The sequence below is a fragment of the Rubeoparvulum massiliense genome (genome assembly GCF_001049895.1).
GTDB classification, from domain to species: domain Bacteria; phylum Bacillota; class Bacilli; order Rubeoparvulales; family Rubeoparvulaceae; genus Rubeoparvulum; species Rubeoparvulum massiliense.
Genome location: NZ_CVPE01000003.1, coordinates 393,574 through 407,413, shown reverse-complemented (window position 1 = coordinate 407,413; position 13,840 = coordinate 393,574). Strand labels below are relative to the sequence as shown.

Genomic DNA, 13,840 nt, shown 5'->3' with positions numbered 1-13,840 from the left:
GCTGCTTTCTTTATACTTTTTGAACAAGAATATTGGCAGCAGTTCCGATGTGACGCCCTACTTCATTTAAGATATTCTCTTTCAGGGAGTAAGCGCCAGTCTGTGTTCCATCAACGATCACACGGTACATGTAATTTGGGCTACTACTATCTTTACGCTTTAGACCGAATGCTTTGGCAATCCCATTAGCATGTCCACGTGCGATGGTTTGTAAGAAAGAAGCACTAGCTAACTTCTGGGCATCGGTGGAATTATCGATGAAGAGATTTTCTGTAAGAAGCGCGTCCATTACTGTTTCTCGAAGAACTGCATAGTTGGCATTCTTCATCCCACGATCCTTGACATTCATTGCATTTACGATCTCAGGGTGGATAATCTTCTGCTTCGCCACAGCACCAGTAGGGAGAGAGGAATGAACATAGGATTCGAAGCCTGTACCTCCACCAGCGTTGATATGGATGGAGACGAAGTAATCAGCGCCCCACTGATTGGCCATGGTAGCTCGCTGTGATAGGCCAACGAAAACATCACTGGTTCGGGACATTTTTACCTCAACGTTCATATATTCGTTGAGAAGGATGTCTCGTAGTCTTGTTGCGATGGATAGAGTCAGATTTTTCTCTTGCAATCCGTTTCCAACTGCACCGGGATCACTTCCACCGTGACCGGGGTCAATAAAGATTTTTGGCATAATACCATCTCCTTTTATATTTTTTTTCTGTATGCTCATGCTTGTAAGTACTACATACATCCTTAGGAGATGGAGAAGGACAAGGAAAACAGATAGCAATAAAAGGAAACAAACCCAAAAAAAACATTACACAAGCTGTCGATATTCTCCCTGTGATTTGCCTTAGAAGAGAGGTACAATAGCAACACAGTCATGAAAAGGAGTTTGATACAATGATAATTTCTGATGCTGCACGTGATGCCTTATTAGCGATTATGAATGATGAAGGTGTAGAAACCATCTCCTTAGTAGCTGTTGGTGAAAGCTGCTGTGGACCGCAATTTGGCTTAACCCTTGATGTACCAGCTGAAGATGATGTAATCGAAGAGATTAATGGCGTAAAGCTTGCCATGAATCCAAGCTATAAAGAACAAGCCAATGATCTTGTCTTGGAAGCAGAAGTGACTGCTGAAGGAACTAAATTGTACTGGGCTAGTACTTGTACAAAAGGCTGTTGCGGAGAATAATCGTTAGTGGAGTATCAACGGAGCATAAATTAAAGAAGGAATGCATCTCGATGATGATATCGAAATGCATTCCTTCTTTTTAGCTGGGTTCGATTGTAAATGCTTGCTGCAGAATAGAAAGTGCTTGTTCCTGTGAGATATTTTTGACCAAAAGGAATTCACTAATAAAAATGCGCTTCGCATTTTCTAAGAGGTTTTTTTCGCTGGTATTTAAGGGCTTTGAACGTTGACGTGCTTTCAGTTCACAAATCACCTTGGCAACATCGAAAATGTCCCCTGATTTCAAGTGCTCATTATGCTGATGTGCCCGCTCTTTCCAAGGCAGCTGCGATTCTTGATTATCTTGTAAGAATAGTTCAAAGACCTCTTCGATCGTCTCTTGATCAACCACAGGACGAATATGGAGATGTCCAGCATTACCTACAGGAACCATCACTTGCATCTTTTCAAAAGGGAGTCGTAGGATATAATACTTGTTTCGCTTACCTAGTATCTCCTTCTCCTCGATGGCATCAATAATTCCAGCGCCATGCATAGGATACACGACTCGATCGCCTACATGAAACAAGGTGAACTCCTCCTTCCTCAACCTTGTCTACTCTATCTATTAGTCTAACACATGATTTAATTATTTTCAAATAAAATTAAAATAATAGCACAAAGTCAACATTTAAGTCAATAGATAATATGAATAAATACAAGTTGCTTATGAAGAGGAGGTAATTTGCTGGTTTGGCATAGTTGGGATACCCTTGACCACCAATTTAAAGAGGAATATAATAATTACTGTTCCATCTCATAAAACGATAGAGTATCGGGAAGTGGCTCAGTTTGGTAGAGCACCACGTTCGGGACGTGGGGGTCGCAGGTTCAAATCCTGTCTTCCCGACCATTTTATTGAGTAAATAATTGATTGACAAACTGTTTTCCTATCCAGTATAGTATTGCTAGTAAATCAAGAATCTCCAAAGGGGAGTAGCTGTTCAATAAAGTCGTCATTACGAGCGGATGGCTCCGGCTTTATTGGCAACTGATCGTTGTTAGCGAGACCTTTGCTAGATCCATAGGACTTTCGTTCCTGTGGATCTGGTAAGGGTCTTTTTTAGTACAGCCATCTTCTTTCGTGAGAACAATAGGAGGAAATATTGCATGGATTGGTCTATTATCGTTGAATATTTATGGGTCTTCATTGTTCTAGTAGGACTTGAAGGAATACTGGCTGCAGATAATGCCCTTGTTATGGCAGTCATGGTGAAGCATTTACCAGATGAGCAACGGAAAAAAGCCCTCTTTTATGGCTTGGCAGGGGCTTTTGTCTTTCGGCTCGCATCGCTTTTTATTATTTCATTTTTGGTAAATGTATGGCAGGTGCAAGCCATTGGCGCGATTTATCTCTTATTTATTGCTACTAATCATCTGGTGAAAAAATATGTGCTTCACCAGGATAAGAATGAGCACGAGAAGGAAACAAAAGAAGGATCAAGTTTTTGGATGACGGTGCTGAAGGTGGAAGTGGCAGACATTGCCTTTGCTGTAGATTCTATTTTGGCAGCAGTAGCTCTAGCAGTTACTCTACCACTTACTCCTCTTCCTCAGATCGGTGGATTGGATGGAGGCCAGTTTCTCGTTATCTTTGCTGGTGGTTTTGCAGGCTTGGTTTTGATTCGGTTTGCGGCCAGTTGGTTCGTAACGCTCCTCAACCAACACCCTGGCTTGGAGACAGCGGCATTCCTCATCGTAGGGTGGGTTGGTGTAAAATTGGCTTTGACCACCATGGCTCATCCCCAGGTAGCAGTACTACCTGATACATTTCCTGAATCACTTGTATGGAAAGTACTGTTCTGGGTAGTCTTATTAGGTATTGCAATCGGGGGCTGGTTCCTTTCCAAATCGCCAACACCAGTGAAAAAGGGGGAAATTACTCAAGAATAACCATGCTCGTGTGATCGTACAGGAGTAATCTCCACCTCTCAGAGGGGATCAGTCTATTCTGTTGATGTCTCGATGGGAAGGATGATGGTGAAGTGGCTTCCCCCTTCAGGGCGATTCGCTGCTTCTACATGTCCACTATGGAGTTGAACCAGTTCTTTGACAATGGCGAGCCCTAGTCCAGAGCCACCACTAGCACGGTTTCTCGCCTTATCCCCGCGATAGAAACGTTCAAAGAGATGGGGAAGATCATCAGGGTCGATTCCGGAACCAGAATCAAGGATCTCAATCTTTACGTTTTCATTTACTTTTTCCCAGCGTAGCTGAATGGTTCCGCCAGCTGGTGTATGGCGCAGAGCATTAGCCATAAGATTATAGAGTACCTGCTCTAGTCTACGTGGATCAACAAAGAGCCGTGAAGAAGGATCTGTTGGCTGCTGAATAAGGAGTTGAATATTTTTTTGTTCAGCTTCAGGAAGAAAGACTTGCTGGATGGATTGGAGAAATGGAACAATATCGATCCATTCTCTATTTAATTGTAATTGACGAGCTTCTGCGAGACTGAGATCATGTAACTCCTGTACGAGGTAAGACATACGATGAACCTCATCGTAAAGGGTGGCAAGCTTCTCTTCATTGGTAGGGATGATCCCAGCGAGCATCGATTCGAGATTGCCACGAAGGATGGCAATGGGCGTTCGCAGATCATGGGCTACATTGGCAATCATATTTTTTTGTTGTAGTTCTGTCTGTTGGATTTCCTCGATCATGTGATTGAATTGCTCCGCTAATGCACCTAATTCATCGTTACTTTGGATGGATACTCTTGAATCTTTATTGCCATCAGCGATCTGCTGGATTGCTCCCATCAGCTGGTGAAGGGGATGGATTAATTTTTGTGCGAGGAGTCGAGCCAGTACGATGGCAATGACAAGAATGAAAAGACCAGCACCAAAAAAAACCAGCATCACAGAACGTGAAAACTGCTCTTCCATGGATTGGATACCAGGGAGGGGCTGGGGATCTAACCAGACCGTACCGATATCCTTTCCGTCGATAATGATTTCGCGATGAGGTGTCTCAGCTGAATAGGTGAATGGTAGTGCTTCGTTATATCGAGAGTCGACAAGGATGGAACCATCTGTAGCAGTGAGGATGATTCGTTCACTGTTCTCCGTGGTGACAAAATCCGTTCGACGGTTTCCTACACCTCGCCCCTTCATCCCCATTCCATGGGGGGCAACTAGCGCTTGAATTCCTTGCCAGCTATTATTTTCTATATAATAGTTGCTTAATAATTGTTCCCAGTGGTTTAAGCGTTGCTCTTGGTAAGTGGCAACATAGCTATTAAATTTGTTTTGGATCATATAATTGGTGGAGAAACCTAACAAGAGCAATGCCAACAGCGTAATTCCAATCAAGCTAAAGCTTAAGCGACGCTCAAGCGTCATGATTCTCCACCCCCATTTTGTAGCCGATCCCATAGACGGTCTTAATAAAAGCAGGGTGGCTGGGATCATCTTCGATTTTTTTACGCAGGTTACTAATATGTGTATCCAATGTACGCTCATAGCCCCAGTAGTCTTCACCTAACGCTTCTAATAATTGTAAGCGTGTGTAGACACGTCCTGGGTGATGTGCTAAGGTTTCGAGAATGGTGAATTCAGTCTTGGTCAGCTCTATTGGATTCTCTTTACACCAGACTTCCATTTTATCCAGATTGATGCGTAGCTCTCCTACCTGAAGATACTCCTCATTGGGTAAGGGGGCTACATTTCCACTGCGACGTAAAATGACTCGGATTCGTGCTGCAAGCTCCCGCAAGCTAAAAGGCTTCGTAATATAATCATCTGCACCCAACTCTAAGCCGAGGAGCTTATCGAGCTCCTCGGCTTTTGCTGTTAATAGAATGATGGGAAGATTACTGGTTTGTCGTATTTCCCGGAGGATTTCCATCCCACTTTTTTCGGGCATCATTAAATCGAGAACCAGGATGTCAGGAGCCTCTTGCTTTTGGAGCTCCATCACTTGAAGGCTGTTGGTTGTACTGATTACATCCATCCCTTCACTGATTAGGTATTCTTGAATCATCTCGACGATTCGTGCTTCATCATCTACGACTAGCACCTTTGGCATCCTGATTCCCCCTCTATTCTCGAATTATTTACTTAATTCCAGCCTCTCTTCATACCATTTCCTTGTCCCATCCCATTTTGTTGCCCCATGCCATTTCTTTGTCCATTGCCAAGCGCCTTGCCTTGTCCATTACCTGCAGGTCCTACCTCTGTGCGCTCAAGCTGTGCATTAACTCGGTCGTTCATCGTTGTACTGCAAAGGTCTGCTTGTTCTTGTGTAATGCTGCCATCCTCTACCTTTTGCTGTAGGATAGCTTCACGTTCTTTTACGATGGCATCCATTAATTGATCTTCATCATAGCCATAAGGAGCAGCAATCTCTAACCAGGATTGACCAGCAATCCGAAGCTGTTGAAGGTCGGCTACATCCAGTTTGAGGAGGTCAGCCATAAAGGTACGGATACCACCTAATGCTTTTCCAATTTGGAGCTGAGCACCGATAGCAGGAGTTGTGGTTGTAGGCTCAGGGGTAGCAGCGCTCACTTGGGCTACGGGTAATACACCAGCAATACCAATGGCACATACAAGCGGAATTAATTTTGCCTTCCAATTCTTTTTCATGATAATCTCTCCTTAAATTTTATGATACAAGGCTTGCTCCCCTTGTTCAATCTCATTGTAGGAAAGAGTCCTTCAAATCTTATGGATCAAATCTTAAGAAATTCTCAAGATTAATATGGCGAATTATAAAAGTTGCTACTTATTTATCACCTCTATCGTATAGAATAGTAATAAGAGATGAAAGGAGTTGGTTCCATGTCAACAGGAGCATGGATCGCTATTGGTGTAATCGCGCTCATTATTCTTTATGTAATCATGGCTTATAACAGTCTCGTTAAGCTACGTAACTGGGTGAAGGAAGCTTTTAGCCAAATCGACGTTCAACTAAAGCGTCGTCATGATTTAATACCTAATTTAGTGGAAACGGTCAAGGGCTATGCGAAGCATGAACAGGAGACATTAGATCAAGTCATCCAAGCTCGTAATCAATTGCTTAATGGCTCCTTACAGGAACGGATCGATGCGGATAATCAAATTCAGACTGCTTTAAAATCGATTTTTGCATTATCCGAAGCCTATCCAGATTTAAAAGCGAATCAAAATTTCTTACAGCTACAAGAAGAATTAACGACAACGGAGAATAAAGTCTCCTACTCTCGCCAGCTTTACAACAAGACTGTAGCAGAATATAACATTAAACGGGAATCCTTCCCTAGTAATTTGATCGCCAACATGTTTGGCTTTCATGCCGAAGAGCTACTTACCATTCCTACGGAGGAGCGGGAAGTACCTACCGTTAAGTTTTAGTCAAGTTTACTTTATCCTTTGGGAAGGGAGGGGAGAACGTGCTATTCCAACAGATTGAGCAGAATAAACGCAAAACTGTATTCTTCATGCTTTTTTTCGCACTATTGGTAGTGGCGGTGGGAGTGGCTGTTAGTTATGCGTATGCAGCAGATCCGTGGTCAGGACTACTGATCACTGCAGTACTGATGGCTGTATATCTACCTTTAACCTACTTTACTGCTTCCCAACAAGTATTGGCAATGAGTGGGGCACGTGAGATAACGGAGGCGGACAATCCGCAACTCTATCACATCGTCGAAGAGTTAACATTGGCTGCCCGCCTTCCCATGCCCAAGGTCTATGTCATTGAAGATGATAGCCCCAATGCATTTGCCACAGGAATTAAGCCGGAAAAGGCAACAGTGGCATTTACAACTGGATTATTAACGCGTTTAAATCGTGAAGAACTAGAGGGTGTTACCGCCCATGAGCTATCGCATATTCGAAATTACGATATCCGTTTAATGACCATCTGCATCGCCCTTGTGGGTGTTATTACTATTTTGGTGGAGTATGGAACACGCTTTCTCTATCTTCGGGATAATCGTAACAGTCAGCAGAAGAACAATCCCATTCTTATGGTGATCTCCATCCTTGTGATCATATTAGCACCATTGGCAGCTCAATTCGTCCAACTGGCTGTCTCGCGTAATCGTGAATATCTTGCCGATGCCAGTGCAGTGGAGATTACCCGCAATTCCACAGGATTGAAGAATGCTCTCATAAAAATCAGTGAGAATCCACAGAAGGTGAAACGTGCTACCAAAGCTACAGCAGCACTCTATATTGCCAATCCACTTGGAAAAAAACGAGAGCGAACTTCTCTATTTTCTACACATCCACCCATCAGTGAGCGGATCGCTCGTCTGGAAATGATGTAAGTAAACGAAAAACCATTTGCCTATGGATGTAGGCAGATGGTTTTTTTGTTAAGCCTTAAGAAGGTTGACAGCATCTCCTTGTTGAATTCGTCCGGCTTGAACGATGCGACCGTATACTCCAAAGTGATTCTTTCTTTTTTCTACTAGTGTGCGGTGCAGGCTGGGATCGCGTTGCAGTGTATCAGGATCGATGGTGGTCATTACACAGCGTGTACAGGGTTTCATAATGTCTACGATGACCTCGCCGATGGCAAGACGCTGACCAACCCAAGTCTCCTCTTGAAACGGTTCAGGATCTGCTAAGCAGAGATGCAGGTTAGTCCGAAAACGCCGAAGATCCGTGGACTTACCCCATATATGCTGGAATGCTGCTAATGAAGCGTCACTGGTGATTAAGAGATGCTCCTCCTCGAAGGAGCCGATAGGTTCAAGACGAATGGGATCTGGTTCTTTTCGTGGCTCCCGTTTTACTCCGGCAAGGGGGCGCCCACATACTTGAGATAATTCCTTCCATAAAATAGGGTCATCCCAATTGAGGACGGCACCACTGGGTGTTTTAACCTGGATGATCCCTTCTCCATTGGATACTCCATTCGTTTCAGCATATTTATATTGACCCTCATAGCCAAGAAGCTCGGAGGCTTCACGTGCTGTGAGAAACTTACCTAGTCGTTGAAGATCATTGATGGCATACATCCGATCTCCTTCAATTCCATAAGCTTGGATCGTAGCCCACTTCATCGCTTCTCCGCGTAGTGATTTCACAGGATAACGATAAATTTCCTTTACACTCCCTAGTGTCATCTAAATATTACCTCCTCTACCACAACTTAATTCAGTATAACAACGATTGGACAGAGCAACAAGAAAAAAATGTATGAAGTGCGGTATTGGAAGCAAACTATCCATAGAGAATCTTGGAAATGAGGGATTTGTCGTATGGCTACCATTCTATCCATTGCTACGAAGGTACCGCCTTTTCCAGTAGCTCAACAGGAGGCGAAAAAGTTTGTCCATCAGCTGTTGGTTCAAAGTAATCCTGAGATGGAGCGGTTGCTTCGCGTCTTTGATACCGGAGAGATTCAGCGCCGTTATTTCAGCGCACCGCTTCCTTGGTTTGCTGAAAGACGGACCTGGCAGGAAAAAAACGACCGCTATGTGCAATGGGCGATCCGTTTAAGCGTAGAGGCGATTGAGGAGTGTCTGACTTCACAGCGCTTTCTCCAGCAATCGATTCCGTATGGTAGTATTGATGCCATCTTCTTCGTCTCTAGTACAGGTGTGGCGACCCCGACCATCGATGCGAAGATAATGAATCAGCTTCCTTTTTCATTGCATACAAAACGAATCCCTCTCTGGGGTTTGGGCTGTGCTGGAGGTGCCAGCGGCTTAGCTCGTGCGTTTGAGTATTGCCAAGCTTATCCCATGGCCAATGTCTTAGTTGTCTGTGTGGAGCTATGTAGTCTAACCTTTCAAGGAAGCGACTTAAATAAGAGCAATGTGGTTGGGACCAGTCTGTTTGCTGATGGTGTTGCAGTAGCTTTGGTGGCAGGAGAAGCGTCCCCACTGCAGAAAGCCAAAATGCGCTCCTACTATCCTGCTGTTACAGCGACACAATCTGTCTTTCTACGCGATGGAGAAGATATTATGGGCTGGCGAATTTCAGATAATGGCTTCCATGTGATCTTTGCCCGTTCTATTCCCACCTTGATTCAGCAATGGCTACCTCTTCATCTTCATCAATTCTTTCATTATCAAGGTCTTAGCGTGGAACATGTAGATTATTGGATCGTGCATCCTGGTGGCAGAAAGGTCCTCGAAGCGTATGCTCAAGCATTTGGGGTAGAGGAAGCATCTTTCCAGATTGCTCGTAAAATTCTGCAACGGTTTGGTAATATGTCTTCTGCGACGATACTCTTTGTCTTACAGGAGACCATGCTACAAGCGACGAAACCTGGCGTTGGAATAGGTCTCGCCCTTGGTCCAGGATTTAGTGCAGAATTTCTCCTGTTGGAGTGGACTGCAGCGAATACTATGGGGTTCAAGCGAATCGAGCAACGAAGCGATCTTCCCTCCACCCAGGTGGTGATGAAGGGATGAATGGATCCTTCTTTTTCCTAATGTTGTTTTTCGTCGTGGGACAGCGTTGGTATGAGCTACGTCTCGCACAGAAGCATGAAAGGATTTTAAAAAAACTAGGAGCCTTGGAGATTGCTCCTGATACATATAAATATATAGTGCTTTTTCACGTCACTTATTTTCTGATGTTGATTGGGGAGGGGGTTCAGAATCATTTTTCCCGCCCTGATTGGTGGCTTTTCTTGACTGTTACCTTCTGTATCCTCCAAGGCTTTCGTGTATGGGTGATTCAATCCTTAGGAGTCTTCTGGAATACGAAGATTTTGATCTTACCAGGTGCCGATGTGGTTAAGAGGGGACCATACCGCTGGATACGCCATCCCAATTATTTCATCGTTGTTGTGGAGTTGATTACATTGGCACTTCTTTTTCAAGCATATTGGACAGCTCTTTTTAGCTGTATCGGGAATGCCATTCTTCTAAATCAACGCATCCGTTTCGAGGAGGAGGCACTCTCCTCTCACACCAATTATGGAGAAAAATTTGGTTTAAAAGATGAAGCAAGGTAGGCATAATTGCCTATTTTTGCTTCATTTTTCTTTTGACCCCCAGAAAATCATGTGAGGCTACGAAATGATATAGTGGAAAAGGAAATGAGGAGGGAAAAACCGATGAATAGGAAATTTATTTTCAAACGTATGCTTCTATTATTGTTAATGGTTTCGCTGGTTGTTGGTGTCACCGCGCCATTTGCTGTTGATGCGAAGAAGCCTGATAACTTTACACCACCAGGCTTGGCGAAGAAAGGTGTCGTTGTTCAGTTTACCTTCAATGATTTACGCGATGTGGAATGGGCTCTTCAATACATTGAAAAGATGCTGATGCAGAACATCTTTACTGGCTATGAAGATGGTTCATTCCGTCCAAACAGTCCCATTAAGCACGTAGAGGCTGTAGTTGCTGCAGTTCGTCTCTTAGGCCTTGAAGACGAAGCAAAGGCCAAAGCTGGCACGAAACTAAACTTTGAAGATGCAAAAGAGATTGCGAAGAAATATCCATGGGCAACAGGCTATATCGCAGTTGCTTTGGAAAATGGTCTGTTTGATTCCACAGTAACCAAGCTTCAGCCAGAAAAATCAGCTAGCCGTCTTTGGATTACTACCTTATTAGTAAGAGCAATGGATCTAGAAGATGAAGCATTGACAAAAATGAACACACAATTAACATTTAAAGATGCTTCTAGCATTCCAGCAGGTGCTGTAGGCTATGTAGCAGTAGCCATTGAAGAAGGATTAATCCAAGGGTATCCAGACAATACCTTCCAACCTAATAAGCCTGTTACCCGTGCAGAAATGGCTGCACTCTTAGACCGTACAGGTGATAACCTCAACCCTGGCACAGATGAGGGTGTTCGTACTGGGGTTGTGAAGGCAGTGAACGCATCTGCAAAAACAATCACCATTGAAGAACAAACAGCTACGAAAACCTATACATTAGCCGATAATGTTCTTATTTTCCGCAATACTGGCATCGTAGAAGTAGCTGACATCAAAGTGGGAGATACTGTGACTCTCCAACTATGGCAAAATCAAGTTCGTTTCATCGAAATCCAGAAGAGTGGTACTGAAACTACAGTCTATGATGGCGAGTTTGTCTCCGTTACCACAAAAAATAACCAAACTGTACTCAACTTTAAGGTGAAATCAGTAAACTATGCATATGTGATCTCTCCAATTGTTGAATTGAAGCTAGGTACTGGTGTTACCTTGAAAGACTTAAAAGCAGGGGACCAAGTTCGTGTAACCGTTACAGATAAAGTGGTTACCAAAATCGAATTGTTACAACAGACTGGCGAAGTGGTCTATGATGCTGAGTTCATCTCCTTAGCTAGTAAGAATAACCAAGTGTGGATGAGCTTCGTAGAAAGGACAAAAACCTATGAATATGCCATCTCTCCTACCGTCGAAGTAAAACTGGGTGATGGTTATACTCTACGTGATTTACGCAAGGGTGATAAAGTAAAAGTAACCGTGAAAAATCAAGTGATTACTAAGGTTGAAAAAATTAAGCTTGCCGATGAAATTGTTGTTCATGAAGGAGATTTTATCTCCTTAGCAACAAAGAATAGTCAAGTAGTGATGAACTTTAAGGCTGCAGGTATCACCTATGAGTATGCTGTTTCTCCACTCGTGGAAGTGAAATTAGGCGATGGTATTGCCTTGAAGGACCTTCGTAAGGGTGATTTCATCCGTGTAACGGTAACGAACAAGGTGATTACTAAGGTAGAAGGTGCTATCAAACGTTTTGACATCAATGGTAAGATCAGCGCGATCAAATGGAATGGCACCAACCAAACTGGTGAGCTCAGCGTTCGCTTAGCTGATAATTCCACTGTATTATTAGTGATTGATCAAAATACACGTGTTCGCTACGATGGTAAATTGATCGCTGTTACTTCCTTACTTGTAGATGACGAAGTAAGCGTAAAGGTTGAGGGAGATAAAGCAGTCAACATTGAAGTGACCAAACGTGGTCAAATAGGTACGGAGCCCGTGCTTCCTCCTATCGATAAGGTAGAGAATATCTCTGGTGAGTTTGAGGGGGTACTCCTTGGCTATCAGTTACCAGGGAAGGGCCAAGGCGGTTACATCTTCTTCCGCATTGAAGAAGAGATGGATGATGACGATGATGATTACGATGATCGTCTCAAACGCCAACTCAATGGTAAGGAGTTCCAATTTGCCATCGCGAAGAATATCCGTTTTGAAGCCAATGATAAGAGAATGGATCTCTCCATGCTAGAAAACTACATGGAAGGGAACTATAAATTCGAAATTAAGGTTAGAAACGGTGTTATTGAAAAAATTGAGTTGGAGGATTAATCCAACTCAGTCGTACGCTCACTGATATGATATACAAAGTGTCCCCCATCGGGTAATCACCTTGATGGGGGACACTTCTATTTCATCTATGATTGATTTATGTTAGGATAGTCATAGTCTAGAAACGTGCTCTACTCTTGAGGAAAGGTTGGTGGGAACAACATGAGTGAGATTGATGATATCCTTGCGCGGGCTCTGGCAGGTGAACGGCTTACCTTTGCTGATGGAATGGCGCTCTATGCCTCTGATGAGGTCGAGAAGATGGGGGCTGCTGCCAACGAGGTGATGAAGCGATTCCACAATGAGAAGGAGACCACCTTTGTCATCGGGCGTAATGTGAATTACTCTAATGTATGCGATACCTATTGTCGCTTCTGTGCCTTCTATCGACCAGCAGGTCATGAAGAGGCATATGTTTTACCAACGGAGACCATCTTGGAGAAGATTCAAGAGCTGGTGGATGTAGGAGGTACTGAGGTGTTGATGCAGGGTGGCACCCATCCTGAGCTACCCTTTACCTATTATTTAGATTTATTGCGTGCAATTAAGGCCCGCTTTCCTCAGATTACCATGCATTCCTTCTCCACAGCAGAAGTGAAGAAGATGTCAGAGGTCTCAGGCCTTAGCATTGAAGAGACCCTTCGCCAGCTGAAGGAAGCAGGGCTTGATTCCCTTCCTGGTGCAGGCGCAGAAATTCTCGATGATCGGACTCGAATGAAGATTAGTCGAAAGAAAGGCTCTTGGCAGGAATGGATTGCGATTCAGAAGGCAGCCCATCGCATCGGGCTTCATGGAACAGCCACCATGGTCATCGGCTTTGGTGAATCAGATGAGGAGCGGGTGAACCATCTTCTCCGTATTCGTGAAGCACAGGATGAAACCCATGGCTTCCTAGCTTTCATCGTCTGGACCTTCCAACCAGACAACACCAATTTACATGCAGAACGGCTCGGTGGCCGTGATTATCTCAAGACGCTGGCCATCGCTCGTTTGATGTTAGATAATATTGAGAATTTCCAATCCTCATGGGTCACCATGGGACCAGAGATCGGGAAACAGTCCCTCTTCTATGGCTGTAATGACTTTGGCTCTACGATGATGGAGGAGAATGTAGTGTCTGCTGCTGGGGCCACCCACAAGGTGAATACGAAGAAGATCATTCACATGATCGCAGAGGCTGGTAAAACACCAATTCAGCGGGATACGAAGTATAATCATCTCCGCGTCTTCCATAGTGAGGAAGAGGTGGAACAAGACTTTATTATGCAGAATTAAATATATGACTTGTACCTATCAATGATCTAATCACTGGGGCGGTCCAGAAGGTCGGTTTTGGCTGACTTCCTGGCGCCCCTTTTTTTTAGTGACTTTGTAGACAGCCCTGTTATGG

The 13,840-nt window shown here is 43.9% G+C and carries 14 protein-coding genes and 1 tRNA gene; 9 read left to right on the top strand and 6 right to left on the bottom strand.

Going from position 1 to position 13,840, the window contains the following annotated elements:
• Window positions 1-10: 10 nt before the first annotated feature.
• Window positions 11-691 (bottom strand): N-acetylmuramoyl-L-alanine amidase family protein, encoded by a 681-nt coding sequence (locus tag BN1691_RS02060; protein WP_048600568.1) that lies wholly within the window; start codon window positions 689-691, stop codon window positions 11-13.
• A 212-nt stretch (window positions 692-903) separates the two neighbouring features.
• On the opposite strand from BN1691_RS02060, the gene BN1691_RS02055 reads away from it, so the two are divergent.
• Window positions 904-1,197 carry an iron-sulfur cluster assembly accessory protein gene (locus BN1691_RS02055; protein ID WP_048600567.1) on the top strand — a complete coding sequence of 98 codons (294 nt, stop codon included), beginning with the start codon at window positions 904-906 and terminating at the stop codon, window positions 1,195-1,197.
• A gap of 79 nt (window positions 1,198-1,276) precedes the next feature.
• Here the strand turns inward: BN1691_RS02055 and BN1691_RS02050 are convergent, their stop codons facing one another.
• On the bottom strand, window positions 1,277-1,765 hold the full coding sequence (locus BN1691_RS02050) for a CarD family transcriptional regulator (protein ID WP_048600566.1): 489 nt from the start codon (window positions 1,763-1,765) through the stop codon (window positions 1,277-1,279).
• 247 nt (window positions 1,766-2,012) lie between these two features.
• On the opposite strand from BN1691_RS02050, the gene BN1691_RS02045 reads away from it, so the two are divergent.
• Both BN1691_RS02045 and BN1691_RS02040 read left to right on the top strand, forming a co-directional pair.
• Window positions 2,013-2,089, top strand: a tRNA-Pro gene (locus BN1691_RS02045).
• A 257-nt stretch (window positions 2,090-2,346) separates the two neighbouring features.
• Window positions 2,347-3,129 carry a TerC family protein gene (locus BN1691_RS02040; RefSeq protein ID WP_048600565.1) on the top strand — a complete coding sequence of 261 codons (783 nt, stop codon included), beginning with the start codon at window positions 2,347-2,349 and terminating at the stop codon, window positions 3,127-3,129.
• A 53-nt stretch (window positions 3,130-3,182) separates the two neighbouring features.
• Here the strand turns inward: BN1691_RS02040 and BN1691_RS02035 are convergent, their stop codons facing one another.
• The 3 genes from BN1691_RS02035 to BN1691_RS02025 are packed head-to-tail and all read right to left on the bottom strand — an operon-like array spanning window position 3,183 to window position 5,822.
• Window positions 3,183-4,577: a sensor histidine kinase gene (locus BN1691_RS02035; RefSeq protein ID WP_048600564.1), complete on the bottom strand. Its 1,395-nt coding sequence runs from the start codon at window positions 4,575-4,577 to the stop codon at window positions 3,183-3,185.
• On the bottom strand, window positions 4,567-5,262 hold the full coding sequence (locus BN1691_RS02030; protein ID WP_048600563.1) for a response regulator transcription factor: 696 nt from the start codon (window positions 5,260-5,262) through the stop codon (window positions 4,567-4,569). Before BN1691_RS02030 ends, BN1691_RS02035 begins: the two co-directional genes overlap by 11 nt.
• Window positions 5,263-5,294: 32 nt before the next feature.
• Window positions 5,295-5,822 (bottom strand): hypothetical protein, encoded by a 528-nt coding sequence (locus tag BN1691_RS02025; RefSeq protein WP_048600562.1) that lies wholly within the window; start codon window positions 5,820-5,822, stop codon window positions 5,295-5,297.
• 195 nt (window positions 5,823-6,017) lie between these two features.
• On the opposite strand from BN1691_RS02025, the gene BN1691_RS02020 reads away from it, so the two are divergent.
• A complete protein-coding gene (locus tag BN1691_RS02020; protein WP_048600561.1) occupies window positions 6,018-6,569 on the top strand; it encodes a LemA family protein in 552 nt (183 codons plus the stop codon).
• Between the two features lie 38 nt (window positions 6,570-6,607).
• Window positions 6,608-7,489, top strand: a complete 882-nt coding sequence (gene htpX / locus BN1691_RS02015; RefSeq protein WP_048600560.1) for a zinc metalloprotease HtpX — start codon at window positions 6,608-6,610, stop codon at window positions 7,487-7,489.
• A gap of 48 nt (window positions 7,490-7,537) precedes the next feature.
• Here htpX and BN1691_RS02010 read toward each other — a convergent pair whose 3' ends face one another.
• The gene (locus BN1691_RS02010; RefSeq protein WP_048600559.1) at window positions 7,538-8,293 is read right to left on the bottom strand and encodes an MOSC domain-containing protein; all 756 of its coding nucleotides are present in this window, start codon (window positions 8,291-8,293) and stop codon (window positions 7,538-7,540) included.
• A gap of 135 nt (window positions 8,294-8,428) precedes the next feature.
• Here BN1691_RS02010 and BN1691_RS02005 point away from each other — a divergent pair, with 135 nt between their 5' ends.
• The 4 genes from BN1691_RS02005 (at window position 8,429) to mqnC (ending at window position 13,725) form a co-directional block, all read left to right on the top strand.
• The gene (locus BN1691_RS02005) at window positions 8,429-9,589 is read left to right on the top strand and encodes a type III polyketide synthase (RefSeq protein ID WP_076850063.1); all 1,161 of its coding nucleotides are present in this window, start codon (window positions 8,429-8,431) and stop codon (window positions 9,587-9,589) included.
• Window positions 9,586-10,137: an isoprenylcysteine carboxyl methyltransferase family protein gene (locus tag BN1691_RS02000; RefSeq protein WP_048600558.1), complete on the top strand. Its 552-nt coding sequence runs from the start codon at window positions 9,586-9,588 to the stop codon at window positions 10,135-10,137. The genes BN1691_RS02005 and BN1691_RS02000 overlap by 4 nt, the downstream gene beginning before the upstream one ends.
• A 102-nt stretch (window positions 10,138-10,239) precedes the next feature.
• Window positions 10,240-12,450, top strand: a complete 2,211-nt coding sequence (locus BN1691_RS13805; RefSeq protein ID WP_053083680.1) for an S-layer homology domain-containing protein — start codon at window positions 10,240-10,242, stop codon at window positions 12,448-12,450.
• 162 nt (window positions 12,451-12,612) lie between these two features.
• Window positions 12,613-13,725 carry a cyclic dehypoxanthinyl futalosine synthase gene (mqnC, locus tag BN1691_RS01990; RefSeq protein WP_048600557.1) on the top strand — a complete coding sequence of 371 codons (1,113 nt, stop codon included), beginning with the start codon at window positions 12,613-12,615 and terminating at the stop codon, window positions 13,723-13,725.
• The last annotated feature ends 115 nt before the right edge of the window (window positions 13,726-13,840 follow it).